Genomic DNA, 23,591 nt, shown 5'->3' on the forward strand with positions numbered 1-23,591 from the left:
TCAGGGAACCCAGGCTCAGGCGGCGGGGGTCTTCGCCATCGCGTCTTCGAGGGCGACCCAGGCGAGCATCGCGCACTTGACCCGGGCGATGTAGCGCGAGACTCCGCCGAGCACAACGGCGTCGCCGAGCAGCTCCTCGTCGCCCTCGAGCGTGCCCTTCGAGCGCATGAGCTCGCGGAACGCGTCGATGCGCTCGTGCACGGCCGAACGGTCGAGGTCGACGACCACGTCGCTCAGCAGCGACGCCGACGCCTGCGAGATCGCGCAGCCGTGGCCCTCCCAGCTGAGCGACGTGATCGTGTCGCCCCGCGAATGGATGCGCAGGGTCACCTCGTCGCCGCACGTCGGGTTGAGCTGGTGCGACTCGGCCGAACCGCCCTCGCGCAGGCCGTGATTGTGCGGCGAACGCGAGTGATCCATGATGACCTCCTGATAGAGGCTTTCCAACGAACTGCTCACAGCTGACTTCCTTGCGGGTATTGCGGGTATTGAGTGGGCACGACGCCGAAGAACGCGGTGACGCCGCGAACTCCCTCGAGGAACGCGTCGACCTCGGCCGGCGTGTTGTAGAGATAGGCGCTGGCCCGGGTCGAGGCGGTCACGCCGAAGCGGCGGTGCAGCGGCTGGGCGCAGTGGTGGCCGACGCGCACGGCGATGCCGAGGTCGTCGAGGTACTGGCCCACGTCGTGGGCATGCACGCCCTCGACGACGAAGCTGGCAAGCCCCGCACGCTCCACACCCGGGGGCGGACCGAGCACGGTGATGCCGGGAATGGACTCGAGTCCGGAGACGAGACGCTGGCCGAGGGCCGCCTCCCAGTCGTGGATGCGCGACATTCCCACCTCGGACAGGTAGTCGACGGCGGCGGCCAGGGCGATGGCCTGCGACACCCGCTGGGTGCCCGCCTCGAAGCGCTGCGGGGCCGGAAGATACTCGGCCTTCTCGAGGGTGACGGTCGTGATCATCGACCCGCCCGTGAGAAACGGGGGCATCGCGTCGAGCAGTTCGCCGCGACCGTAGAGCACGCCCACTCCGGTGGGTCCGAGCATCTTGTGGCCGGAGAACACGGCGAAGTCGACGCCCGACGCACCCAGGTCGAGCGGCCGATGCGGGGCCGACTGGCAGGCATCCAGAACCACGAGCGCGCCGACGGCGTGCGCCAGGGCCACGAGCTGCTCGACCGGGTTGATCACGCCCGTGACGTTGGACACGTGCGTGAATGCCAGAACGCGGGTGCGCGAGCCGATGATCTCTTCTGCCTGAGACATAACGAGCAGGCCGTCGTCGTCGATCGGGATGACGCGGAGAGTCGCCCCCGTGCGCGCCGCCAGCTCCTGCCACGGGATGAGGTTGGCGTGATGCTCCATCTCGGTGGTGACGATCTCGTCGCCGGGGCCGAGCGCGAATCGCGACGACTCGGGGGCTCCCCTGCCGAGGCTCGCGTTCGAGAACGCGTAGGCCACGAGGTTGATCGCCTCGGTGGCGTTCGAGGTCCACACGATCTCGTTCTCGCGCACGCCCACGAAGTCGGCGACGCGGGCGCGGGCGTCTTCGAAGCTCTCGGTGGCCTCTGCGGCGAGAGTGTGCGCTCCGCGGTGCACGGCCGAATTACGGTCGAGAACGTAATCGCGCTCGGCATCCAGAACCTGCACGGGGCGCTGCGCTGTCGCGCCCGAGTCGAGGTAGGCGAGCGGGTGACCGTTGACGGAGCGCCCGAGAATGGGGAAGTCGGCGCGCAGCCGTTCGACCTCGGCGAGCGTCAGCGGGCCGGGCGAGACGGTGGATGCGTCGGAAACGGTCATGCGGTACGGGTCACCTTTTTGTTAGTCAATCGACGCGCTGGTCAATCGACGCGCTGGTCAATCGATGCGCTGGGTCGATCGAGATCGGACGGGGTCCAACCCTCAACGCTACTTCGTCAGACGCAACCCCGCTCCGGGCCCGCGCATTCCCGGGGCCGGTAGGATTGAGGCGCTCACCGCCTGCCCCACTAAGGAGCCCTTCTCGCGTGTCTGACTCTGCTGCAACGTTCTCCATTCACACGGCTACCGCTCGTGCCGCCGCCGACACCGTGCAGAACGCGATCGACACTCCAGACCGGGAGCAGCCGTACGCGGCCCTCGGCATGAAGGCCGACGAGTACGCCAAGGTGCGCGAGATCCTCGGCCGCCGCCCCACGTCGGGCGAGCTCGCCATGTACTCCGTCATGTGGAGCGAGCACTGCTCCTACAAGAGCTCCAAGATCTACCTGCGGCAGTTCGGCGAGAAGGTCACGCCGAAGATGAAGCAGAACCTCATGGTCGGCATGGGCGAGAACGCCGGCGTCGTCGACGTGGGCGAGGGCTGGGCCGTCACCTTCAAGATCGAGAGCCACAACCACCCCAGCTACATCGAGCCGTTCCAGGGCGCCGCGACCGGCGTCGGCGGCATCGTGCGCGACATCATCTCGATGGGTGCGCGGCCGGTGGCCGTGATGGATGCGTTGCGCTTCGGCGACATCTCAGACCCCGACACGGCTCGCGTCGTGCACGGCGTGGTCTCGGGCATCTCGTTCTACGGCAACTGCCTCGGCCTGCCGAACATCGGCGGAGAGACCTGGTTCGACCCGGTGTACCAGGGAAACCCCCTTGTCAACGCCCTGAGCGTGGGCGTGCTGCGTCACGAAGACCTGCACCTCGCCAACGCGCGCGGAGTCGGCAACAAGGTCGTTCTCTTCGGAGCCCGCACCGGCGGCGACGGCATCGGCGGAGCATCCATTCTCGCCTCCGACACGTTCTCGGCCGGCGGTCCCACCAAGCGCCCCGCTGTGCAGGTGGGCGACCCGTTCGCCGAGAAGGTGCTCATCGAGTGCTGCCTCGAGTTGTTCCGCGAGAAGCTCGTGGAGGGCATCCAGGACCTGGGCGCCGCGGGCATCTCGTGCGCTACCAGCGAGCTCGCCTCGAACGGCGACGGCGGCATGTTCATCGAGCTCGAGAAGGTGCTTCTGCGCGACCCCTCGCTCACCGCGGAAGAGATTCTGATGTCGGAGAGCCAGGAGCGCATGATGGCCGTCGTGACCCCCGAGAAGCTCGAGGGCTTCCTGAAGGTCGTCGAGAAGTGGGATGTCGAGACCAGCGTTCTCGGCGAGGTCACCGACACCGGCCGCCTGATCATCAACTGGCACGGCGAGGAGATCGTCAACGTCGAGCCGCGCACGGTCGCCGTCGACGGCCCCGTCTACACCCGCCCCGTCGAGTACCCGAGCTGGATCGACGCGCTGCAGGCCGACACCGCGGCCACCCTCCCCCGCCCGACCACGGCGGCAGAGCTGCGCGACCAGCTGCTGCGCCTGCTCGGCTCGCCCAACCTCGCAGACCCGAGCTGGGTCACCAACCAGTACGACCGCTACGTGCTGGGCAACACGGCTCTGAGCTTCCCCGACGACGGCGGCATGATCCGCGTCGACGAGACCTCGGGGCTCGGCTTCGCCATCGCGACGGATGCCAACGGCCGGTACTGCCAGCTCGACCCGTACCAGGGCGCGCAGCTGGCCCTGGCCGAGGCGTACCGCAACGTCGCCTCCACGGGCGCCACGCCTGTCGCCGTCTCGGACTGCCTCAACTTCGGCTCTCCCGAGGACCCGGAGGTCATGTGGCAGTTCTCGAAGGCCGTCGAGGGCCTCGCCGACGGATGCCTCGAACTCGAGATCCCGGTCACCGGCGGCAACGTGTCGTTCTACAACCAGACGGGCACCAAGCCGATCCACCCGACCCCGGTGGTCGCCATCCTCGGCGTGATCGACGACGTGGCCAAGCGCATCCCGAGCGGCTGGCAGGACGAGGGCAACAACATCTACCTGCTGGGCACCACGACCGTCGAGTTCGACGGCTCGGCCTGGGCGGGCGTCATCCACGACCACCTCGGCGGTCGCCCGCCGGCCGTGTCGCTGGCGAACGAGGCCACGCTCGCCGGGCTGCTCGCCGCGGGCGCGCAGCAGTCGATCATCGCCTCGGCCCACGACCTGTCAGACGGCGGACTCGCCACCGCGCTGGTCGAGAGCGTGATGCGCTTCGGCGTGGGCGCCCGGGTGTTCCTCGACGAGCTGATGCTGCGCGACGGCGTCGACATCGCCACGGCGCTCTTCTCCGAGACCACGGGCCGGGTGCTCGTCAGCGTCCCGCGCGAAGACGACGTGAAGTTCATCGGCCTCTGCGAGGGCCGCGGCTACCCGGTGATCCGGGTCGGCGTGACCGACTCGACCGAGCCGGGCATCAGCATCCAGGGCCAGTTCGACGTGTCGCTCGACGAGCTGCGCGGCACGCACCGGGCCACCCTGCAGCAGCACTTCGGCGACGTCGTCGGGTACTGACGCAGGGGCACTGGCGCAAGGTACTGACGCAGCCGGTCCCGCCGACCGCATGGGGAGTTCTCCCCATCGAGCCGAGCGGGCGCGAACGCTAGCCTGAAGCGACAACGACAGGCTCGAACGCAGCACGGAGGATCACGATGGCACAAGGGTTCTACGGCGCCGACCCGGATCAGCTGAGGGCACTGGCGAAGCAGTTCTCCTCGGGCTCGAACCAGATCCGCTCCTCGCTCGAGACCGTGTCGTCTCTGGTCAACTCCACGCAGAGCTGGCAGGGCCCCGACGCGAGCGCATTCCAGCAGCGCTGGAACTCGCAGGTCAAGCAGCTCGGCAACACGGTCGTGCACGCACTCGAGCTCGGGTCGACCACGCTCATCAAGAACGCCGACGAGCAGACGGCCACGAGCCAGGTCGACGGAGGCCCCGGCGGCGGCGGCGGTGGCGGTGGTACGCCAGGCACGCCCGGTAACGGTGGGTCCACAGGATCAGGCGACTCCGGCGGCGGCGGATTCTTCTCCGACGGTTCGCCGTTCCGCGACGCATGGGGAAAATGGGGCGAGTACAAGAACTACATCGGTCTGCCGAAGAATGCTCTCGGTCTGGGCCTGATGATGCGGCAGGGTGCCGATGCGTTCTACGACGCTGCCAAGTGGAAAGACCTCGCCAACGTCAACACTCTGTACGGGGCGCTCGACGACACGGGCAACGTCCTCGGCCTCAAGAATCTCAACCAGTACATCCCCGGTCTGAAAGGCGCCGCCGGTTTCCTCGAGGAGACCCCGGTGTTCTTCAAGGGCATGGGCGAGACGATGGAGTCCCTGGGCAAGGGCGGGCTCGGTCGCGCCCTGGGCTGGGCCGGCGTCGGCTTCAACGTCTATGACGCGGTCGAGAAAGCCGGTTCGGGAGACGGATGGGGTGCAGCCGGTTCCGTCGCCAAGGCGGCATTGGGCGTCGCGTGCTTCCTGCCGCCGCCCGCCGGGACGGTCGCGCAGATCGGCAGCGCGGCGATCGCGATCTACGAGATCCCCGCTGTGAAGGAGTTCGTCGACAACGGAGTCAAGGCGGTCGGCGACACCGTGGTGAGCGCCTTCAAGGATCCCGACAAGTTCGCCACCGACGTCGCCAAGAACATCGGTGACATGGGCGAGGGTGTCAAGGACTTCTTCGGATGGTAGACAGTCAGTACGGCCACGAAAGGAACGGGAAGCGATGACCGACAAGAACGATGCAGAAGCGATCGGCTTCGGCTATGCCGAGATCGCCTACCTGCTCAAGCGCATGTCGACCCCGGCGGCCCTGATGACCGCGACGGTCCTGCGCCTCACCGAGGAGATGGATTCCGAGGTGCTCGTGTTCGCGGGCGCCTCGTCGCTGCTCGGGCGTGAGTTCGCCACGGTCTCCGACGACGACATCGAGATCGTCGACGCCGCCGTTCCCGTCTCGTACGCCATGGGCCGTGCCACACTGTGGACCGAGATCAGCCTCATGGAGAGCGATATCTCCGACACGATCGTCCACGTCGAGTCCGACCCGGTCTCCTTGCTCATGCAGCCGCGAACACTGAACACGTGGTTCGCCTACGCACAGGACCCCGATCTCAGCGGCCCCGAGGCCCAGCTCGACGTCGTGCGGGAGCATATCCGCCAGCACCCCGAGGGCACAGCCATGCTGAGGGCTCGCGTCGACGGTCATGACTCGATCCTGCTCGTGAGGCCCGACGGAGATGGCTACGCCGTGGGCAGAATCGTGCCCGGAGAGGATTCCGTGGTCGAGCGCACAGGACTCTCGTCCGAGGGTCTGCTCGACAACCTGATCGAACTCCGCACCGATCTCGCAACAGTCGCATCATGACCGACAAGCGCGGCGGCTCCGCCCCGGGCTTCGGCGGTCTGGCCAAGGACGACGCCCAGCGGCGCGGCCTCAGCATGCACGACTACGGGGTGTACAAGGGCAGCACGGGCAGCCTGGTGAAGCCGGTCAATTCGGCGCGAGGCCTCCTCATCCTGTCCATCATCCTCACGGTTCTCGGTATCGCTCTCCTCGCCCTCATCGGTTCGAGCATCGCCCAGGAACTCGGCTACCTCGCCCGGCCCGATAACTACACCCAGCTCTCCCCCGTCATGGCGGTCTTCCTCGGCCTGACCTTCATCTTCCCCGTCTGGTCGTGGATCATGTTCGCCAAGGAGCGTCGGGCGCAGAAGAGTCGTGTGTCGAAGGGTCTGCCCAAAGACCTGCGATGATCCGCTCGCGCCTTCGCAGGCCCGAGACGTGAGAGAGTAGCCACTGGAAAGGTGACCGACATGCCCCTTGAACTTGCCCAGACCGGACTGACCGTCTCGACCTACATCGTGCTCGGACTCGTGGTGCTTCTCGTCGGAGCGGCGCTCTTCATCGTTGCCCGGGCCCTCCGCGCCCGCAATAAGGACAACCGCCTCTAGCCCTCATCCGGGCGGACACTTCGCTCGATGGCCGCCCTCTCGCGGTGCGTGTCCGCGGCCACCGCCAGGACGAGTTCGTCACCCTCGCGTCGCAGTTCGACGAACCCGAGACGACGAGCCAGCGACGACGACCGAACGTTCCGCGGGTCGGTCACGGCTGTCACGAACCGAGCACCCACCTCGTCGAACGCGAAGTCGAGCAGCGCGTCTGCAGCCTCGGTCGCATATCCCCTGCCGCCGAACTCCGGATGGATGACCCAGCCGATCTCGAGCGTCCGGCCACCGGCATCCACCGTTCGAAGATGAGCCGAGACGTCGCCGATCAGCCGGCCGTCCCTGACGATGGCCAGCGCGAGAAAGTCGTCCGCCTGCCACAGTCGAGTGTGCCGAGTGCGGTCGGCCAGGTGCCGCGCCGACTGGCGTCTGCTGCGCCGCGGCCACGGCAGGAACCTCGTGACGGACTCCTGCGACTGGAGGTCGAACCAGGCATCGGCGTCGTCTCGGCGGTGGGGGCGCAGCTCGAGGCGAGTCGTTCGGATGCGCGGGGCGTCGATCGGCGACGGCAGCCGACGACCCCTCAGCATCCGCGGTCGCCGCACGCCCCGCGACGCGAGCGCGTCACGCAGGCGGCGGACGCACAGGGCGGCCAGAGAGCGTGGCCGCATCCGAACCGAGCGGATACCCAGGGTCGCCTGGGTGGGAAGCCTCGTGGTGGTCATGCGCCGACGGTACGTGCCGCTCACCGGAGTCGTGTGTGCGAATATTTGAGCCGTCTATGAATCGGTGCCTTTCATGGGCGCGAACCCCCGAAGGGGCGAATAATGGCGAGGTGGCGTACTCTCCGATCTCCGACGATGAGGTGACGTCGGGGCGGCGGCGGGCCGTGCTCGCCAAGCTGCCCCGCATGTACCGTGCCGACGGCTCGCCGATCAGGGTGCTGCTCGTCGACGACGAGGTCGTGCTCACGAGCCTTGTGAGCCTCGCCCTGGCCTACGAGGGATGGGTGGTCGACATCGCCCACGACGGCGCGACGGCCCTGCAGCTCTACCGCGACACGAGGCCGGATGTCGTCGTGCTCGACATCATGCTGCCCGACACCGATGGAATCCGGCTGCTGCGACAGCTGCGCGACATCGAGCAGAACTTCCCCACGCTGTTCCTGACCGCCCGCGACTCCGTCGACGACCGCATCATCGGCCTCACCGCCGGCGGCGACGACTACATGACCAAGCCGTTCAGCCTCGAGGAGCTCGTGGCGCGGCTGCGCGGCCTGCTGCGACGGTCGATCCTCACCTCCTCCGAAGAGGACTCCCGCATCGTGGTGGGCGACCTACTGCTCGACGAGACGAGCTACGAGGTCACCCGGGGCGGCGAGCCCCTGCAGCTCACCATGACCGAGTTCGAGCTGCTGCGCTTTCTTATGCGCAACCCTCGGCGCGTGCTGAGCCGCTCCCAGATCCTCGACCAGGTCTGGAACTACGACTTCGCCGGCAAGGCGAGCATCGTCGACCTCTACGTCTCGTACCTGCGCAAGAAGATCGACGCCGGACGATCCCCCATGATCCAGACCGTGCGCGGTGTGGGCTACATGCTGCGGCCGGCCGAATGAGCGGCCCCTGGACCCTGCGACGCCGCCTCGTCGTCGGCATCGGCACCGTCGTGGCGGCCGTCTTCGCGATCGTGGGCGTCGTCGGCGTGATCACGCTCGCCGCCTCGGTCACCACCGTCGTCGACACGCAGCTGTCGGGCTCGATGTCCGGCCTCAGTCACACGGTCGAGCGACTCCGCAACGACGACTCCCCGCCCACCGATTCGTCAGGAAAGCCCTATGTGAAGCCCTTCGTCGACTACACGGGCCACGGCGCGGGCACCATCATCGCCCTGGCCAGCGACGGAGAGATCGTGGACTCCGCACAGTTCTCGGACGAGACGGCGACGGGGCTCGACGACGCCGTGATCTCGCGGCTCGAGCAGGTCGCGCAGGCCGCGGAGAGCCGCAGCACCGTCGCACTGCCGGGGCTCGGCACCTACAGGCTCGCCACGCAGCTCGACAGCAAGGGCAACACCCTCATCGCGGGTGTCTCGATGGCGACCGCCGACGCGGCCGTGCTGCAGGAGACGGTCGTGATCTCGACCATGGCCGTGCTCGCGCTCATCATCGTGGTCTTCGGCGTGATCCTCATCGTGCGGCACACCCTGCGCCCGCTCGACCGGGTCGTAGCGACCGCGGCGGCGGTGGCCACGATGCCCCTCGACCGCGGCGAGGTGGCGATCACCACCCGGGTCGACACGGCCGACACGGATCCACGCACGGAGGTCGGCAAGGTGGGCGAGGCCCTGAACCTGCTGCTGGCCCACGTCGACGACGCCCTCGCCGTGCGCGCCGCGACCGACACGCGCATGCGCCGCTTCGTCACCGACGCCAGCCACGAGCTGCGTACGCCGCTGGCCGCCATCCAGGGCTACGCCGAGCTGACGAGGCAGGACAGTGCCGAGCTTCCCGCCATGACGGAGTATTCGCTCGCGCGCATCGAGTCCGAGGCCAAACGCATGAGCTCCCTCGTCAGCGACCTGCTGCTGCTCGCGCGACTCGACGAGGGCCAGGACCTGCATCTCGACGAGGTCGACCTGGGCGAGGTCGTGGTGAATGCGGTCAGCGACGTGCGTGCCGCGTATCCCGAGCACACCTGGACCCTCGATGTCCCCGACGGCCCGACTCCTGTCGTGGGCGATCAGGAGCGGCTGCACCAGCTCGTGATGAACCTGCTCTCGAACGCCGCCGAGCACACCCCGCCCGGCACATCCGTCGTCGCGCGTCTCGCTCTGGTGCCGGATGCCGAGGGCCGCCAGGCGGTCGAGCTCTCGATCTGCGACGACGGGCCGGGTATCGCAGAAGACCTCGTGCCCGAGCTGTTCGAGCGGTTCGCCCGTGGCGACTCGTCGCGGTCGCGCACCGCGGGCAGCTCTGGTCTCGGCCTCGCGATCGTGGCGTCGATCGTGGATGCGCACGACGGGCAGATCACGGTCGCCTCGTCGAGCGAGGGCACCCGGTTCACGGTGCGGATCGCCGGGGCTGCCGCCGACCTCGCTCAGGGGGCGGGCGGCGCCGCAGTGCGGCCCGAGGGCTACTCCCCCGAGTCCTCCGCAATGCGTCGGTGATGGTGGATGACCTCGGCCACGATGAAGTTGAGGAACTTCTCGGCGAGGTCGGGGTCGAGGTGCGATTCCTCGGCCAACGCCCGCAGCCGCTTGATCTGACGAGCCTCGCGCTCGAGGTCTGCAGGGGGAAGTCCGTTGGCAGCCTTGAGCTCGCCGACGCCCTGGGTGAACTTGAACCGCTCCGCCAGGAGGTGGATCAGCGCCGCATCGATGTTGTCGATGCTCTGGCGGATTCCCTCGAGCTGTCGGAGGGCATCTTCTGGGGTGGCGGCGGAGTCAGACATACCGAAAACTCTACCGAGTCGTGAAGCCCGTTCCCTGAGCCTGTCGAAGGGAGCCCGTCGAAGGGAGGCCCTTCGACAGGCCCAGGGAACGACCGGGCGCGCTATTCGACGATGTTGAGGATCACCGGGACGTTGCCGCTGATCGCCTTCGAGTAGGGGCAGATGTCTTTGTGGGCCGTCTCGGCGATCTTCCGCGCCTCGTCGGGCGTCACATTCGGAATGTAGATGTCGAGCTCGGCGGCGATCTCGAAGCCCGTGTCGGCGCTTGGGCCGATCGAGACGCTGGCCGACACGGCCGCGTCCTTCGTGTCGAGCTTCAGCTCGCGGCCGACGGCGTGCACGGCGCCGAGGAAGCAGGCGGAGTAGCCGGCGGCGAAGAGCTGCTCGGGGTTCGTTCCCTCGCCGCTCCCGCCCATCTCGACGGGAGGTCGGGTGTCGAAGTCGAGGCGGTCGTCTTCGCTTCGAACGTGGCCGTCGCGGCCCCCGCCGGATGCATGGGCAATTGCAGTGTAGAGAGCTTCCATGACGACTAGTCCACCACGAAACGACCCTGAGTGCAGCGTCATAGAATGTGCCGCGCGAACGGACTACTCTGCCGCCGGGCGCAGCGTCACCGGCACGTCGCCCTGCCGTTCGATCCGGGCCAGGAGGCCTGCCTTGACCCTCGGCCATTCCTCGCTGAGGATCGAGAAGATCGCCGAGTCGCGCCAGGCGCCGTCGGCCCGCCGCATGTCGTGACGGGAGACCCCTTCGAAAGTGGCGCCGAGTTTCGCGATGGCGGCGCGCGATCGGGTGTTCAGCACATCGGCCTGGATCTTCACGCGCTCGAACCCGTTGTCGAAGGCCGAGGAGAGGATGAGCAGCTTCGTCTCGGCGTTCACGACCGTGCCCCAGACCCGCGGGTCGTAGGCAGTCCAGCCGAGGTGCGCGTAGCCGAGAGACGGATCGAGGTCGCCGAGCGTCGATGTGCCGACCAGCAGGCCGTCGTGCGGCCCGCCGACGAGCCGCACCGCGTGCACGTTCGCGGCATCCCACGCGTAGTACGACGAGGCGAACCGGCTGAAGCCCTCGAGCGTGTCGCGGTAGGCGGCGGGGCCGCCGCCGTAACCGCCGTCGAAGACCTGGGGATGCCCGATGGCCGCGAACAGCTCGGGCAGGAGTCGTCGGGTCAGCGGCTCCAACGAGATGAAGCGCCCCTCGACGACATCGCCGAAGGGCGGACGCTCACACGCCACGGCTGCTACTCGAGCAGGTCGTGCCGCACGACGATCTCGTCGCGACCGGGGCCGACGCCGATGGCCGAGATGCGGGCGTTGCTCATCTTCTCGAGGGCCAGCACGTAGTTCTGCGCGTTGATCGGCAGGTCGGAGAACTCGCGGGCACCCGTGATGTCCTCGGTCCAACCGGGGAACTCCTCGTAGATCGGAACGGCGTGGTGGAAGTCGGACTGCGACACGGGGACCTCGTCGACCCGCACTCCGTCGACGTCGTAGGCGACGCAGACGGGGATGGCCTCGAGCCCGGTGAGCACGTCGAGCTTGGTGAGCACGAAGTCGGTGACGCCGTTGATGCGCGCGCTGTAGCGGGCGATGGGCGCGTCGTACCAGCCGCAGCGACGGGGGCGCCCGGTGGTGGTGCCGAACTCGAAGCCCTTCGAGCGTAGGAACTCGCCGGATTCGTCGAACAGCTCGGTGGGGAACGGGCCCGCGCCGACGCGGGTCGTGTAGGCCTTGACGACCGCGATCACGCGGTCGATGCGGTTGGGCGCGACGCCCGAGCCGGTGGCCGCGCCGCCCGACGTGGCGTTCGATGACGTGACGAACGGGTACGTGCCGTGGTCGACATCCAGCATCGTTGCCTGGCCGCCCTCGAACAGCACCGTCTTGCCCTCGTCGAGCGCACGGTTGAGCACGAGAGACGTGTCGGCGACCATCGGGCGCAGCCGCTCGACGTACGACAGGAGATCGGCCATGACCTCGTCGACCTGGATCGCGCGTCGGTTGTAGACCTTGACGAGGATGTGGTTCTTCAGGTCGAGGGCGCCCTCGACCTTCTGGCGCAGGATTCCCTCGTCGAACAGGTCCTGGATACGGATGCCGACCCTGTTGATCTTGTCGGCGTAGCTCGGGCCGATGCCCCGACCGGTGGTGCCGATCTGCTTCTTGCCGAGGAAGCGCTCGGTGACCTTGTCGAGGGTGCGGTGGTAGGCCGTGATGACGTGGGCGTTGGCCGAGACCAGCAGCTTCGACACGTCGACCCCGCGGGCCGCGAGCGCCTCGAGCTCGTGGAACAGCACCTCGATGTCGACGACGACGCCGTTGGAGATGACGGGGGTGACGCCGGGGCTCAGGATGCCCGAGGGCAGCAGGTGCAGCGCGTACTTCTTGTCGCCGACGACCACGGTGTGGCCGGCGTTGTTGCCGCCGTTGAACTTGACGACGTAGTCGACGCGTTCGCCGAGCAGGTCGGTGGCTTTGCCCTTGCCCTCGTCGCCCCACTGGGCGCCGATGAGAACGATCGCTGGCATTGAAGAGTCCTATCGGTCAGTGGCCTCGAGAACGAGGAGTGGCCGGAACACTGCGAAGAGGTTCCACCCCATGGTACCCGAGGCGGGTCGGCGGGCGACTGATCCGCGGTCGAGGGCAAACCCGGCGGGCGTTCTGCTACGAATGGGTGCCATGAGCAGAAGAGTGGTGGGAGCGATACGTCTTCTGGCGGGCGTCGGCCTGCTGGTGACCATGGCCATCCAGATCGCCGACAGGGTGGTGAACAACGTGTTCGATCCCTGGGAGTACTTCAGCTACTTCACCATCGAGACGTCCCTCATGAACATCGTCGTCTTCGTGGTCGGCGGGGTTCTCGCGCTGCGGCGCCCGAGCGACACGGTGCTCTTCACGACGATTCGCATGGCGACGCTCGCCTACGCGATCGTCACCGCGGGCGTCTACAACCTGCTGCTGCGAGACGACGGCCCGAGCGAGGGCTTCCAGGCGCTCGGCTGGCCGAGCGAGGTCATGCACGTCTGGATGCCGCTGCTCATCGTTCTCGACTGGCTCGTGTCGCCCGGGCGCCCGGCTCTGCCCTGGCGGCGACTCGGCGTCGTGATGATCTACCCGGTCGCCTGGCTGGCCTATTCGCTGCTGCGGGGCGCCGTGTCTGGCGGCATCTACCCGTACCCGTTCCTCGACCCGGCGACCGCGGGCTGGGGCAGCGTGATCGCGTACATCGTCGGGTTGAGCGTCGGCCTGCTGGGTCTCGGGGCTCTGGCGATCGCCTACAGCAGGCGCTTCGCGCGGGATGCTTCGCTGCGTCAGTCCTGACCGCGGATGATGATGGCCTCGGTCACCGGCTGGTCGGTGACGGGGCGGATCGTCGCCTCGATGGCGTCGATCGCGCGTGGATCGGACATCTGAAGGAAGTCTCCGAGGCGCTTGACCTCGTCGACCTCGCCGAAGGCCTCTGCAGCGCGGCGCAGCGTGTAGAGCGACAGCAGCACGCCGCGGTTGGGCTCGTGCGACCAGGGAACAGGCCCCTGCCCCCGCCAGCCGCCCTTGCGCAGGGCGTCGAGGCCGCGGTGGTAGCCGACCCGGGCGTAGGCATACGACGGAAGGACCGCACCGACAGCCCACAGTTCCTCGGAGAGCAGCGCCCAGAGCAGTGACGACGTGGGGAACTGCTTGACCAGTTCGCCCAGATCTGCCGCCGTGGCCGGGGAGCGCTCCGCGAGCGCCTCCATCACTGCAGTGTCTTCGGGAAGGAGTGTCTCGGGCAGGCCGAGGAGGTTGTCGCCGCTCATATCTCGATGGTACGCCAGCCGCATCGGGAATCCCGGGGCCGCGATGGCGTTGCACTCTGTATGCCCCTCTCCGTGCACCTCTACAGTTCGAGCTTCTGCGGCGCGTGCACGCAGACCCGCAGCGTTCTCGAGCAGGTGCAGCCGTTCGTGCGCGATCGGGTCGACTTCAGCGAGTCGAACGTGGCGTCGAGCCCTGACGACGCGGAGCGGGCGAGCATCGTCGCGACGCCGACCGTCGTGGTTCGCGACGAATCGGGCGCAGAGCTCGCCCGCGCATCCGGTGTGCCCACGGCCGACCAGGTGCTGACTCTTCTCGCGCGGCACCTCTAGACGGGTGACGGCTTGCTCCAGTCGATCCGCAGGGATGCGGGATCGGCCGGGTCGAGCGTGACGACGATCCGCGCTCCGGGCACGAGGCGGGACGCCTGGGCCGAGTCGATGGCGGTGCTGTGCGCGACGGGCAGCGGGATGCCGCCGGGCAGCAGCACGACGAGGTTCAGCTCGATCACGGGCCGACCCGCGATCACCATGCCGGTCGGGACGAACTGGGTCACGGTGGCTGCGGCCTCGATGCGCTCGGCCCGCCCGTCGACCCGCCCGTCTACCGGGCCGTCGACGGGTCCGTCGACCGCGGCGCGCTCGGCCGACCGACGCTGGGCGGTCATCGTGGCGAGGGTCTGATTCGCACCGTTCATGCCGGCCTGCATGCGGGCGAGATCGCCCTTCACGTCGCTGTTCTTCTCCATCTCGTTCGTGAGCTTCATGACCTTGAAGTAGCTTGCGAAGACTCCCATGATCAGGCGGCCCGGTACAGGGCGTTGAACCGCTGGGCGACGCCGGGGTCGGCGGCCAGACGGGTGTTCCAGCCCTCGACGGCGACGGCCCAGTCCGCCGGAGCGACGCCGAACGAGGCGGCGACCGCGGGCAGCTTCGACGCGTCGTAGCCGTAGGGGGCGATGCCCTTGGCGATGCGCGCCCACAGCTCGATGTCGACGCCGGCGATCGGCACGAGGTTGGCGGGATTCGGCTCGATCGGCACGGGCGCACCGAAGCCGTAGGCTCCGGCGGCGCCGGCGGCAGGAGTCTGCATGGCCTTCGCCTGGGCGGACATCTCGTTGGCGGACTCGATCAGCCCGGGGGCGGCGTTCAGCATCGCGCCCATGTCGCGGAAGCCTTTGATGATGTTCATTTCTCGTCTCGATTCTTTGTCGGTATGTCAGTGATGTGGTGTGTCTGTGATGAGGTGCCGGTCTCCGGCAGTGACACCACTCTGCTGCGATGCGCACGGCGACGACTGAGCAGGCTCTACTCACTGCGTCGCGGCCGATTACCCACTCCGCCGAGTCGATCGGTCCTCGCGCGAAATAACTTGCACATTGATGTGCAAGTTATTAGAATCGTCCCGTGACCGACACCAGCACCTCCCCCCGCCGCGCCTCCCGGCCGCCCCGCGCACCCCGGCGCGACGCAGCGGAGAACAGGGTCGCCATCCTCGATGCCGCCATCTCCGAGCTCAACCACGACCCGGATGCGTCGCTCGAGACGATCGCATCGGCCGCCGGCCTGTCGCGCCGCTCGATCTACGGCCACTTCAGCACTCGCGACGAGCTGGTCGCGGAGCTGAACGACCGAGGCATCGCCCGGGTCACGGCGGCGCTCGCGCCCATCCGGCATTCGGATGCGCGAATCGCCCTCGCCCTGGTCGGCGCGCGACTCTGGAGCGAGGTCGAAGACGTGCGCGTCACCGCGCAGCTCGCCATTCGCGGCCCGCGCCGCGAGATCGTGGGCAAGGGCCTCGAGCCCGTGCGCCGCGGAGTTCTCGACCTCGTGCGCCAGGGAGTCGAGGCCGGGCAGCTGCGAACCGACATCGAACCGGCCACACTCGCCCGCCTCATCGAGGGTGCCGCACTGTCGGTACTCGACGAGGCGGTCCGCGCCGACATCTCGCGCGACGAGGGCCACCGGCTGGTGATGCTCGTCGCGCTCAGCACCGCCGGGCTGTCGTGGCGCGAGGCCGCCGAGCTCATCGACGCGTCGCCCGAGCTCGCCCCCGACGCCCAGCCCCACGCATCCCACCACGCAGGAGACACCGAATGAGAATCGACCTCGTCGACGTGACCGCGGGCGAGGGTGCGGATGCGCTGCGCCCGACGACGGTCGGCTTTGAAAGCGGCGCCGTCACGCTGATCGCCACCGAGACCGCCCAGCGGCCGACGCTGCTCGCGCTGATCGCGAGCGGGCGCATGATCCCCGAGCACGGCTCGGTGACCCGCGACCCCGACGCGAGCGGCGACGAGCTGCGCGCATCCGTGGCCGTCGTCGACGCACCCGACATCTCGGAGCCGGCCGCCGGACTGCGGCTCGACGGCATCGTGCAGGAGGAGCTGATGTTCGCCGAGCTGCCCTCGTCGTCGAAGGCCGTTCTCGAGACGCTCGACACGCTGGGCGCACGCGAGTTCGCCCGCACCCCCATCGAGCACGTTCCAGCGACCGTGCGCCTGCACGTGCTCGCCGAGCTCGCGGCCATGAGGGAGGACGTCGAGGCGCTCGTGCTCACCTCCCCCGACCGGCACGGTGGCGACCCGCTCGAGTGGTATCCCATCGCCGAGGGTCTGGCCGAGCGCGGCTACGCCGTTCTCGTGATCGCGGGAGCCGCGTCTGTGGCGCTGCTCGATGCCGCCCTCGCCGAACCGGAGCCCACGGTGGCACCGAAGCACGTGCTGCCACCCGAGCCCGAAGCAGACCCCGAGCCCGAGCCCCAAGCCAATCCTGAAACCGAGCCCGACCCCGTCGAGCTCGACATCCCTGCACCAGCAGAAGAAGAAGACACGAAATGACCATCGTCACGCTCGTCCGCGCCGAACTGCGCCGACTCACCTCATCGAGGATGGGAATCCTGGCGCTCGTCGCGCTCATGTGCGTTCCCATCATCTACGCGGGGCTCTACCTCTGGGGAAACAACGACCCATACGGCAACCTCAAAGACGTGCCCGTCGGCCTCGTCGTCGAAGACACGGGAGCCACGCAGACCGACTCCGACGGAACGACCGCGACCGTGAACTACGGCGACGAGGTGCGCGACGAGCTGCTGAAGGACAACAGCGTCAAGTGGATCGAGGCCACCGCGGCCGAGGCGAAGACGGGTGTCAGCGACGGCACCTTCGACTTCGTGCTCACCCTGGGCAAGGACTTCTCGACCGACCTCACCTCGCCCATCACCGCGTCGCCGAAGCAGGCCTCGGTCGAGCTGACGACCAACGACACGAACAGCTTCCTGGCCACCACCATCGCCGGCAACGTTGCCGAGAAGGTGCGCTCCTCGATCGCCGAGAAGGTCGGAAAAGAGGCGGCACTGCAGTTCCTCGACGGCTTCGCCGACGTGGGCACGAGCCTCGAGACCGCCATCGACGGCGCGAACCAGCTCGCCGACGGCACGACCACCGCGGCGAACGGCGCGGCGACCCTGAGCGCGGGAGCGGCGACCGTCAATGACGGCGCCCAGCAGCTCGCGACCGGACTCGACACCGCCCAGGCGGGCGCCGCGACGCTGAGCACAGGTGCGTCCGCCGCCAACGACGGTGCGCAGACTCTGTCGGCGGGCGCTTCGGCCGCGAACACCGGAATGATTCAGCTGCTCGCCGGTTTCACGACCCTGCAGACAGGCGTCTCGACTCTTCCGACCGACTCCGCAAACCTCAACACCGGCGCGCAAGACGTCGCGACCGGGGCACAGACGTTGACAGCAGGGGCACAACAGGTCGCAGTAGGGAACGCCGCGCTGGCCGACGCCGCTGCGCCGGTCGCCTCTGCCGCCCAGGCCGCGGCAGACAGTGTTCCCGTGATCCGTGCCCAGATCCAGCAGACGATGACGGATGACGGTTTCTCCCAGGAACAGATCGATGCCGTGCTCGCCGACCTCGACCCTCTCGGCGACAAGGTGATCGAAGCGAACACGCAGGCGCAGGGACTCGATCTGAAGCTCGACCAACTCGCCGAGGGAAGCCAACAGGTTGCCGATGGAAGTGTTGCCCTGGCCTCGGGAAGCGCACAGGTCGCCGCCGGCACCGCCCAGCTGGCGGGCAAAGCGCCCTCGCTCACGGACGGTGTGAACCAGGCTGTCGACGGTGCCACGAAGATCCAGGCAGGAACACAGCAGCTTGCCGATGGCACAAGCACCCTCGCCGCGAAGACTCCGGAACTCGCCTCGGGCGCGGCCACTTTGAGCAGTGGGATCACCGATCTCGACACCGGCGCTCGCACGCTCGCGGACGGAACGCCCGCTCTCGCAACCGGAGCCTCCGATCTGCAGACCGGCATCCTGAAGCTCGACGACGGGGCGCACAAGCTCGCATCCGGCCTCACCGAGGGCCTCGGCAAGCTGCCCATCGAGACGGCCGCCGAGCGCGAGAAGAGCGCGTCGATCATCTCCGACCCGGCCGCGATCGACACGAGCGCCGTGACCAAGGCCAGCACCTACGGCGCGGGAATGGCGCCGTTCTTCATCAGCCTCGCCGCCTGGATCGGCATCTACGCCCTGTTCCTGATCATCAAACCGCTGTCGAAGAGGGCGCTCACGGCGCTTCGCAAGCCCGTGCGGGTGACCGCGGCGGGCCTGATGACGCCCGGCATCCTCGGCGCCGTGCAGATGATCGCCGTCTTCGGCATCGTGACCCTCGCCCTCGGCTACTCCGTGGCCAACCCGCTGGGCATGCTCGGATTCATGATCGTGACCTCGGTGACATACGCCGCGATCATCCTCGCGCTGAACGTCTGGCTCGGCAGCGTCGGGCAGTTCCTCGGGCTGGTGCTGATGGTGCTGCAGCTCGTGACCGCCGGAGGCACGTTCCCGTGGCAGACGCTGCCCGGCCCGCTCGCCGCACTGCACCACGCGTTGCCGATGGGATACGCGGTCGACGGAATTCGGCAGCTCATGTACGGCGGCAACCTCGCGCTGGCGTGGGCCGACGTGGCCGTGCTGCTCGCGTTCCTTCTCGGTGCACTCGCTCTCTCGTGGCTGGGCGCGCGTCGCATGACGAGAACGCGCACCCTGAGAGACCTGCGCCCCTCACTGATCGGCTGAGCCGGGGGCAGGGCCCGAGCGTCGGAACCCGGCAGGGTCAGCTGCCGACCGTCACCGTGATCGTGTCCCATCCGGTCGCGCCGCTCGGTGCGGGCGGAGCCTCCTGCTGCGTCTGCGTGTACCCCGATTTGTCGGTCGCCCGCACGGCGATCGTGTGCGAGCCCGAGGTCGCCGGCCACTGCAGCACCCACTGCACCCACGTGTCGTCGGAGATCGGCGCGGCCAGGGTGGCTTGCTGCCAGGCCTCGTCGTCGATGCGCACCTCTACCCCGGCGATGCCGGTGTGCGGTGCCCAGGCCACGCCCGCGATCGCGACGGTGCCGGATGCGACGGTCTGGCCCGACAGCGGAACGTCGATCCTCGACTCGGTCACCACGGGCCCGAGCGCGTCCCATCCGCGCGGAGTCCAGTACCCCTCCGCATCGGCGAAGCGCGTGACCCGCATCTCGGTGACCCATTTGGTGGCAGAGACGTAGCCGAAGAGGCCGGGCACGATCATCCGGGCCGGGAAACCGTGTTCGGTCGGCAGCGGCTCTCCGTTCATGCCCACGGCCAGAAGCGCCTCGCGGTTCGGATCGGTGAGTGCCTCGATCGGCGTGCCGGCGCTGAATCCGTCGGGACCCGAGGAGAGCACCATGTCGGCCCCCGCCTGCGGCCCGGCCTTGGCGAGGAGCTCTCTGATCGGGTAGCCGAGCCAGGTCGCGTTACCGATGAGGCCTCCCCCGACCTCGTTCGAGACGCAGGCGATCGTGGTGACGTGCTCGGTGAGCGGCAGTGCGAGCAGCTCGGCATAGCCGATCGTGACCTCGGTGTCGACGAGCCCGGTGATCTTCAGCTGCCACGAGTCGGGGTCGATCTGCGGCACCTGCAAAGCCACGTCGATGCGATAGAACTGCTCGTTCGGGGTGACGAGGGTGGTGATGCCCTCCACGTCGAGGCTGGTTCCCGCGGGGATCGCCGGCGCCGGCGTCGCCGGGGCGGGCAGCGTGATCGCCTGCCGGATGGCGGTGACCGCCGCCGTGCTGGCGTTCATCGCGCGGGCACCGACGGCCGCGATCAGGGCGACGGCGCCCGTGACCCCGGCGAAGGTCAGGAACTGCCGCCTGCGCATCCCTGCCGCGGCGCTCGCCGGCGCGTCGACCCAGGCCCCGAGCCGCCCGATGCCCGTTCGCAGCACCAGCACTCCGGCGATCATTCCCAGCACGGTCGGGAACGCCCACAGGGCACTGGCCTCGGGCCGGGTCTGCACCGCGACGACCGCGATCGCCGAGAACAGCACCAGCACGGCGACTCCGAGGGGCGGTCGACGGCGCTCGAGAACTCCCGCGAGCGCGGCGAACGCCACGACCACGATGCCGAGGATCACGAAGAGCGCGATCTTGTCGCCCGTGCCGAAGAGGCCGATCATCGTCTCCTTGAGCCAGCCGGGGGCCAGATCGATGGCAAGCTGGCCGACCGCGAAGAAGGGCGATGACGAGGCCGAGACGAAGACGGCCACGACCTCGGCCACGGCCAGCACGGCGAGGGCCGACAGCACTCCGACGAGGGCGGCCATCCACTGTGTGCGCATGGGTTCGACACTACGCGTCGAGTCCGTGAGACCAGCTGGGTATTCGAGCCACCCCTCGGTTGCTACTCTCAGATGGTGGTAGCTGTGTCGGGGGACAGTGGGGTGGCCCTCCGCGCTGCCGTCGAGCGGTCCGTATTTCTCTCCCAGCTACTTCTGACGGGCGCGACGCTGGTGCTCGCGACGATCTCGTTCATCATCGATCCCTCGAATCTCGCCTCTCCGATGTTCTTCGCGGGAGTCATCGGCATCTTCACCGTGACCGGATTGGCCGCCGCCGTTCCGTGGGGCCGCATCGCGAAGACCTGGATCGCCATACTTCCCGTCCTCGACATCCTGTTCATCGCCTTGATCCGACAGGATCAACCCCTGCTGGGCGCCACCCTGCTCTTCGTCTTCCCGGTGATCTGGATGTCGATGCATTTCGGGTTGTGGGGCGCGGCCACGAGTGTGGTGCTTCCGGCCGTACTCACCTGGGGAGGCGAACTGATTCGCGACGGCGGTACCGCGATCGACCCCGCCGTGCTCCCACGACTCGGCGTCGTCCCCATCGTGCTCGGCTTCGTCGCCACCACGGTCTACACCACGACCCGACGTGCCGCGGCACAACGCTCCCTGCTCCAGCAGCAAGCCGATCTGTTCGACCAGGCCCTGCAGAGCTCACGCAGGCAGAAGCAGACGCTCGACGAACTCTTCGACGCCGTCGACTTCGGCGTCATCGGCTTCGATGGAAGCGGCCGTGTGAATCTGATCAACCGCGCCCAGCGCGAAATGGTCGCGCCGTTCGGGGTGGGAGACGGCGCGATCGTCCCGGCCGTCGTCTACAGGGAAGACCGCACGACCGCGTACGAAGAGGAGGATCGGCCTTTTCAGAAAGCGCTCCGGGGCCAGGTGATCGACCGTGAAACCGTGTGGTTCGGCGAACCGGGCGAAGCGCAGGTGGCGATTCTCACGTCGTCGCGGCCCGTGATCGACGAGCACGGCAACTACGACGGAGGGGTCATCGTCTTCCGCGACATCACGGCCGAGCTGAAGGCGGTCAAGGCCCGCGACGATCTCGTGGCATCGGTGTCGCACGAGCTGCGAACCCCGCTCACCTCGATCGTCGGCTACACCGAGCTCGCCCTCGACGAGGACATCTCCGACAGCACCCGGGCGATGCTCGAGATCACCTCGCGCAATGCCGACCGCATGCTGGGCATCGTCGCCGATCTGCTCACGGCCGCGAGCGAATCGACCCAGACCCTGCTGATGGTGTTCGCGCCCTGCGACCTGGCCCAGATCGTTCGCGAGAGCATCGAGTCGATCACGCCCGTCGCATCCATCAGCCACATCACCTTCACGACCCCCGAACTCGAATCGCTGGTGTTCGACGCCGACGCCTTCCGCCTGCGGCAGGTCGTCGACAACCTCCTGTCGAACGCCGTGAAGTACAACGTGCCGTACGGACGCATCGATGTCAGCCTCACCGCGACGTCCGAGGATGTCGCCGAGCTGCGTGTGCACGACACCGGCCGAGGCATGACGGATTCGGAGCAGGCCCATCTGTTCGACCGCTTTTACCGGGCCGACTCGGTGCGCAACTCGGCCGTGCACGGATCGGGCCTCGGGCTCAGTATCAGCCGCGACATCGTGCACCAGCACGGTGGCGAGCTGCGGCTCGAGTCGGCCCGCGGCAAGGGCACGACGGCGATCATGACTGTTCCGATGAAGGAACGCGAAGCGGCTGGCGACGCTTCATCTGAATCTAAGGTGACCCCATGACCCTCGACATCACCACCCTCATGACGATGTCGAGCCTCGCAGTGGTGCTCTGCGGAGTCTCGTTCATTCTCAACACCTCGTTCACACGCAACGACCCGACCGGTCGTATGTGGAGCCTGGGCTTCATCAGCGCCATCATCGTGGCCGCCGGTTTCGGGGTCGTGGCCGTCGTTCCGGGCGCCTGGTGGGGTCTCGTCATCGGCAATGTCGCCTATATCGGCGCCGTCGGCGCTCTCTGGTCCGGTACCCGGCTGCACAACGGTCGACGGCATCTGCTCTGGGTCGTCGTCACCATCGCCGCCATCGTCGCGGTCGTCACGCTTCTTCACACTCAATCCGAGGGCATCTGGGCCGGAGCGCCAGTGCTCTGGTTCGGGGTGAGCGCACTCAGCGTGCTCGGCGCCTTCGAGCTGCAGCGCGGCCGGCTTCGCCGCAACGTCAACGGGCGCTCGCTCGGAATCGTGCTCTGGATCGTCGCGGTCTTCTCCATCGGCCGCGCGGTCTCCTTTCTCTACGCCGGGCCCGAGGGCGTTCCCTTCAGCCTGTACTTCAACTCGGGAATCGCGTCCGTCGTCACGATGGCCCTCATCATCAGCGCCGCGATCACGGCCTCCGTGCTGCGCGCCGAGCAGGGCGGAGGCAGCGCGGTCGGAGACCTCAGCGTGGGCATCCTGTCGCGCGCCGGTGTGCTCTCCGCCGAGTCATTCCTTCAGATGGCCGAGGACCACCTCGAGAGGGCCGCTCCCCGCGGCGTCGGCATGGCCCTGATCGGTGCCGACGTCGACCGACTCCCCGAGGTCAACACGGCCTTCGGGCGCGCCGCGGGCGACGAGGCGATCTCCACGTTCGCCCAGACCCTGCGCGGAAGTGTCCCGGTGATGGCGGCCATCGGTCATCCGTCTGCCGGCCGTTTCTTCATACTCGTCGCCGTCGCCAGCGCGACCGAGGCACTCTCGTACGCCGAGCGCATCCAGGTGGCCCTCGTCGACAATCCTCTTCCTGCCACCCAGAAGATCAGACTCACCGCGAGTCTCGGCGTCGCCGATACTTTCGATCACGGTTACACGCTCGACGCGCTCATCGCCGAGGTGTCACGCTCGATCGACGCGGCGAAGGCGGCCGGCGGAAACCGCATCGAGGTCAGCGCCGCGTCGTGAC

Annotated in this window: 25 protein-coding genes; 14 read left to right on the plus strand and 11 right to left on the minus strand. The window is 68.1% G+C overall.

Going from position 1 to position 23,591, the window contains the following annotated elements:
* Window positions 1-15 precede the first annotated feature (15 nt).
* Complete coding sequence (gene sufU / locus ASF06_RS07435; RefSeq protein WP_200920334.1) at window positions 16-459, minus strand: Fe-S cluster assembly sulfur transfer protein SufU; 444 nt, start codon at window positions 457-459, stop codon at window positions 16-18.
* Entirely contained in the window at window positions 456-1,802 is a 1,347-nt protein-coding gene (locus tag ASF06_RS07440) for an aminotransferase class V-fold PLP-dependent enzyme (RefSeq protein WP_055945213.1), read from the minus strand. Before ASF06_RS07440 ends, sufU begins: the two co-directional genes overlap by 4 nt.
* 206 nt (window positions 1,803-2,008) lie before the next feature.
* On the opposite strand from ASF06_RS07440, the gene purL reads away from it, so the two are divergent.
* From purL to ASF06_RS19455, 5 genes are all read left to right on the plus strand, one after another.
* Window positions 2,009-4,348, plus strand: a complete 2,340-nt coding sequence (gene purL / locus ASF06_RS07445; RefSeq protein ID WP_162236928.1) for a phosphoribosylformylglycinamidine synthase subunit PurL — start codon at window positions 2,009-2,011, stop codon at window positions 4,346-4,348.
* Between the two features lie 137 nt (window positions 4,349-4,485).
* Complete coding sequence (locus ASF06_RS07450; protein WP_055945216.1) at window positions 4,486-5,520, plus strand: WXG100 family type VII secretion target; 1,035 nt, start codon at window positions 4,486-4,488, stop codon at window positions 5,518-5,520.
* Window positions 5,521-5,554: 34 nt separating this feature from the next.
* Complete coding sequence (locus tag ASF06_RS07455; RefSeq protein ID WP_055945218.1) at window positions 5,555-6,196, plus strand: hypothetical protein; 642 nt, start codon at window positions 5,555-5,557, stop codon at window positions 6,194-6,196.
* The gene (locus tag ASF06_RS07460; RefSeq protein WP_055945221.1) at window positions 6,193-6,585 is read left to right on the plus strand and encodes a hypothetical protein; all 393 of its coding nucleotides are present in this window, start codon (window positions 6,193-6,195) and stop codon (window positions 6,583-6,585) included. Before ASF06_RS07455 ends, ASF06_RS07460 begins: the two co-directional genes overlap by 4 nt.
* A 60-nt stretch (window positions 6,586-6,645) precedes the next feature.
* Window positions 6,646-6,783: an LPXTG cell wall anchor domain-containing protein gene (locus tag ASF06_RS19455; RefSeq protein WP_157412031.1), complete on the plus strand. Its 138-nt coding sequence runs from the start codon at window positions 6,646-6,648 to the stop codon at window positions 6,781-6,783.
* Here the strand turns inward: ASF06_RS19455 and ASF06_RS07465 are convergent.
* Entirely contained in the window at window positions 6,780-7,502 is a 723-nt protein-coding gene (locus tag ASF06_RS07465; protein ID WP_055945223.1) for a GNAT family N-acetyltransferase, read from the minus strand. The two genes, ASF06_RS19455 and ASF06_RS07465, sit on opposite strands and share 4 nt — an antisense overlap.
* Window positions 7,503-7,687: 185 nt before the next feature.
* On the opposite strand from ASF06_RS07465, the gene ASF06_RS07470 reads away from it, so the two are divergent.
* Together ASF06_RS07470 and ASF06_RS07475 are read left to right on the plus strand one after the other, a co-directional pair.
* Window positions 7,688-8,392, plus strand: coding sequence for a response regulator transcription factor (locus tag ASF06_RS07470; protein WP_055946293.1), 705 nt, complete (start codon window positions 7,688-7,690; stop codon window positions 8,390-8,392).
* A complete protein-coding gene (locus ASF06_RS07475; protein ID WP_055945226.1) occupies window positions 8,389-9,942 on the plus strand; it encodes a sensor histidine kinase in 1,554 nt (517 codons plus the stop codon). The genes ASF06_RS07470 and ASF06_RS07475 overlap by 4 nt, the downstream gene beginning before the upstream one ends.
* On the opposite strand, the gene ASF06_RS07480 is transcribed toward ASF06_RS07475, so the two are convergent.
* From ASF06_RS07480 to ASF06_RS07495, 4 genes are all read right to left on the minus strand, one after another.
* Window positions 9,909-10,226, minus strand: coding sequence for a chorismate mutase (locus ASF06_RS07480; protein ID WP_055945229.1), 318 nt, complete (start codon window positions 10,224-10,226; stop codon window positions 9,909-9,911). The genes ASF06_RS07475 and ASF06_RS07480 overlap by 34 nt on opposite strands.
* Before the next feature lie 101 nt (window positions 10,227-10,327).
* Window positions 10,328-10,750, minus strand: coding sequence for an organic hydroperoxide resistance protein (locus tag ASF06_RS07485; protein WP_055926710.1), 423 nt, complete (start codon window positions 10,748-10,750; stop codon window positions 10,328-10,330).
* Window positions 10,751-10,813: 63 nt separating this feature from the next.
* Window positions 10,814-11,461 carry a GNAT family N-acetyltransferase gene (locus ASF06_RS07490; protein ID WP_055945232.1) on the minus strand — a complete coding sequence of 216 codons (648 nt, stop codon included), beginning with the start codon at window positions 11,459-11,461 and terminating at the stop codon, window positions 10,814-10,816.
* Window positions 11,462-11,466: 5 nt separating this feature from the next.
* On the minus strand, window positions 11,467-12,753 hold the full coding sequence (locus ASF06_RS07495; RefSeq protein ID WP_055945236.1) for an adenylosuccinate synthase: 1,287 nt from the start codon (window positions 12,751-12,753) through the stop codon (window positions 11,467-11,469).
* A 151-nt stretch (window positions 12,754-12,904) separates the two neighbouring features.
* Between ASF06_RS07495 and ASF06_RS07500 the strand changes: the two genes are divergently transcribed.
* Complete coding sequence (locus ASF06_RS07500; RefSeq protein ID WP_157439112.1) at window positions 12,905-13,546, plus strand: Pr6Pr family membrane protein; 642 nt, start codon at window positions 12,905-12,907, stop codon at window positions 13,544-13,546.
* On the opposite strand, the gene ASF06_RS07505 is transcribed toward ASF06_RS07500, so the two are convergent.
* Window positions 13,537-14,022, minus strand: a complete 486-nt coding sequence (locus ASF06_RS07505; protein ID WP_044439725.1) for a DUF3151 domain-containing protein — start codon at window positions 14,020-14,022, stop codon at window positions 13,537-13,539. The two genes, ASF06_RS07500 and ASF06_RS07505, sit on opposite strands and share 10 nt — an antisense overlap.
* 60 nt (window positions 14,023-14,082) lie before the next feature.
* On the opposite strand from ASF06_RS07505, the gene ASF06_RS07510 reads away from it, so the two are divergent.
* Window positions 14,083-14,352, plus strand: a complete 270-nt coding sequence (locus tag ASF06_RS07510; RefSeq protein WP_055945243.1) for a thioredoxin domain-containing protein — start codon at window positions 14,083-14,085, stop codon at window positions 14,350-14,352.
* Here ASF06_RS07510 and ASF06_RS07515 read toward each other — a convergent pair.
* The gene (locus tag ASF06_RS07515; RefSeq protein WP_055945245.1) at window positions 14,349-14,816 is read right to left on the minus strand and encodes a hypothetical protein; all 468 of its coding nucleotides are present in this window, start codon (window positions 14,814-14,816) and stop codon (window positions 14,349-14,351) included. The two genes, ASF06_RS07510 and ASF06_RS07515, sit on opposite strands and share 4 nt — an antisense overlap.
* A gap of 2 nt (window positions 14,817-14,818) precedes the next feature.
* Complete coding sequence (locus tag ASF06_RS07520) at window positions 14,819-15,211, minus strand: hypothetical protein (RefSeq protein WP_055945247.1); 393 nt, start codon at window positions 15,209-15,211, stop codon at window positions 14,819-14,821.
* A 215-nt stretch (window positions 15,212-15,426) separates the two neighbouring features.
* On the opposite strand from ASF06_RS07520, the gene ASF06_RS07525 reads away from it, so the two are divergent.
* Genes ASF06_RS07525 through ASF06_RS07535 form a run of 3 tightly spaced genes read left to right on the plus strand, consistent with a single transcriptional unit; the run spans window position 15,427 to window position 19,102 of the window.
* Window positions 15,427-16,119, plus strand: a complete 693-nt coding sequence (locus ASF06_RS07525) for a TetR/AcrR family transcriptional regulator (protein WP_055945249.1) — start codon at window positions 15,427-15,429, stop codon at window positions 16,117-16,119.
* Entirely contained in the window at window positions 16,116-16,859 is a 744-nt protein-coding gene (locus ASF06_RS07530) for a hypothetical protein (protein WP_200920335.1), read from the plus strand. The genes ASF06_RS07525 and ASF06_RS07530 overlap by 4 nt, the downstream gene beginning before the upstream one ends.
* Entirely contained in the window at window positions 16,856-19,102 is a 2,247-nt protein-coding gene (locus ASF06_RS07535) for a YhgE/Pip family protein (RefSeq protein ID WP_055945251.1), read from the plus strand. Before ASF06_RS07530 ends, ASF06_RS07535 begins: the two co-directional genes overlap by 4 nt.
* Before the next feature lie 37 nt (window positions 19,103-19,139).
* Here ASF06_RS07535 and ASF06_RS07540 read toward each other — a convergent pair whose 3' ends face one another.
* Entirely contained in the window at window positions 19,140-20,672 is a 1,533-nt protein-coding gene (locus ASF06_RS07540; RefSeq protein WP_055945253.1) for a molybdopterin-dependent oxidoreductase, read from the minus strand.
* A gap of 102 nt (window positions 20,673-20,774) precedes the next feature.
* On the opposite strand from ASF06_RS07540, the gene ASF06_RS07545 reads away from it, so the two are divergent.
* Together ASF06_RS07545 and ASF06_RS07550 are read left to right on the plus strand one after the other, a co-directional pair.
* Window positions 20,775-22,433 carry a sensor histidine kinase gene (locus ASF06_RS07545; protein WP_055945255.1) on the plus strand — a complete coding sequence of 553 codons (1,659 nt, stop codon included), beginning with the start codon at window positions 20,775-20,777 and terminating at the stop codon, window positions 22,431-22,433.
* Window positions 22,430-23,590: a sensor domain-containing diguanylate cyclase gene (locus tag ASF06_RS07550; RefSeq protein WP_055945258.1), complete on the plus strand. Its 1,161-nt coding sequence runs from the start codon at window positions 22,430-22,432 to the stop codon at window positions 23,588-23,590. Before ASF06_RS07545 ends, ASF06_RS07550 begins: the two co-directional genes overlap by 4 nt.
* Window position 23,591 lies beyond the last annotated feature (1 nt).

This window comes from Agreia sp. Leaf244, assembly GCF_001422695.1.
Lineage (GTDB): Bacteria > Actinomycetota > Actinomycetes > Actinomycetales > Microbacteriaceae > Agreia.

Excerpts from the sequence above, each read along its gene's own strand:
- ASF06_RS07495 (WP_055945236.1), bottom strand. The coding sequence starts at position 12,753 with ATGCCAGCGATCGTTCTCATCGGCGCCCAGTGGGGCGACGAGGGCAAG.
- ASF06_RS07460 (WP_055945221.1), top strand. The coding sequence starts at position 6,193 with ATGACCGACAAGCGCGGCGGCTCCGCCCCGGGCTTCGGCGGTCTGGCC.
- ASF06_RS07530 (WP_200920335.1), top strand. The coding sequence starts at position 16,116 with ATGAGAATCGACCTCGTCGACGTGACCGCGGGCGAGGGTGCGGATGCG.
- ASF06_RS19455 (WP_157412031.1), top strand. The coding sequence starts at position 6,646 with ATGCCCCTTGAACTTGCCCAGACCGGACTGACCGTCTCGACCTACATC.
- ASF06_RS07520 (WP_055945247.1), bottom strand. The coding sequence starts at position 15,211 with ATGAACATCATCAAAGGCTTCCGCGACATGGGCGCGATGCTGAACGCC.
- ASF06_RS07500 (WP_157439112.1), top strand. The coding sequence starts at position 12,905 with ATGAGCAGAAGAGTGGTGGGAGCGATACGTCTTCTGGCGGGCGTCGGC.
- ASF06_RS07535 (WP_055945251.1), top strand. The coding sequence starts at position 16,856 with ATGACCATCGTCACGCTCGTCCGCGCCGAACTGCGCCGACTCACCTCA.
- ASF06_RS07455 (WP_055945218.1), top strand. The coding sequence starts at position 5,555 with ATGACCGACAAGAACGATGCAGAAGCGATCGGCTTCGGCTATGCCGAG.
- ASF06_RS07440 (WP_055945213.1), bottom strand. The coding sequence starts at position 1,802 with ATGACCGTTTCCGACGCATCCACCGTCTCGCCCGGCCCGCTGACGCTC.
- ASF06_RS07540 (WP_055945253.1), bottom strand. The coding sequence starts at position 20,672 with ATGCGCACACAGTGGATGGCCGCCCTCGTCGGAGTGCTGTCGGCCCTC.
- ASF06_RS07485 (WP_055926710.1), bottom strand. The coding sequence starts at position 10,750 with ATGGAAGCTCTCTACACTGCAATTGCCCATGCATCCGGCGGGGGCCGC.
- ASF06_RS07515 (WP_055945245.1), bottom strand. The coding sequence starts at position 14,816 with ATGGGAGTCTTCGCAAGCTACTTCAAGGTCATGAAGCTCACGAACGAG.
- ASF06_RS07470 (WP_055946293.1), top strand. The coding sequence starts at position 7,688 with ATGTACCGTGCCGACGGCTCGCCGATCAGGGTGCTGCTCGTCGACGAC.
- ASF06_RS07505 (WP_044439725.1), bottom strand. The coding sequence starts at position 14,022 with ATGAGCGGCGACAACCTCCTCGGCCTGCCCGAGACACTCCTTCCCGAA.
- ASF06_RS07480 (WP_055945229.1), bottom strand. The coding sequence starts at position 10,226 with ATGTCTGACTCCGCCGCCACCCCAGAAGATGCCCTCCGACAGCTCGAG.
- ASF06_RS07450 (WP_055945216.1), top strand. The coding sequence starts at position 4,486 with ATGGCACAAGGGTTCTACGGCGCCGACCCGGATCAGCTGAGGGCACTG.
- ASF06_RS07475 (WP_055945226.1), top strand. The coding sequence starts at position 8,389 with ATGAGCGGCCCCTGGACCCTGCGACGCCGCCTCGTCGTCGGCATCGGC.
- ASF06_RS07465 (WP_055945223.1), bottom strand. The coding sequence starts at position 7,502 with ATGACCACCACGAGGCTTCCCACCCAGGCGACCCTGGGTATCCGCTCG.
- ASF06_RS07510 (WP_055945243.1), top strand. The coding sequence starts at position 14,083 with ATGCCCCTCTCCGTGCACCTCTACAGTTCGAGCTTCTGCGGCGCGTGC.
- ASF06_RS07550 (WP_055945258.1), top strand. The coding sequence starts at position 22,430 with ATGACCCTCGACATCACCACCCTCATGACGATGTCGAGCCTCGCAGTG.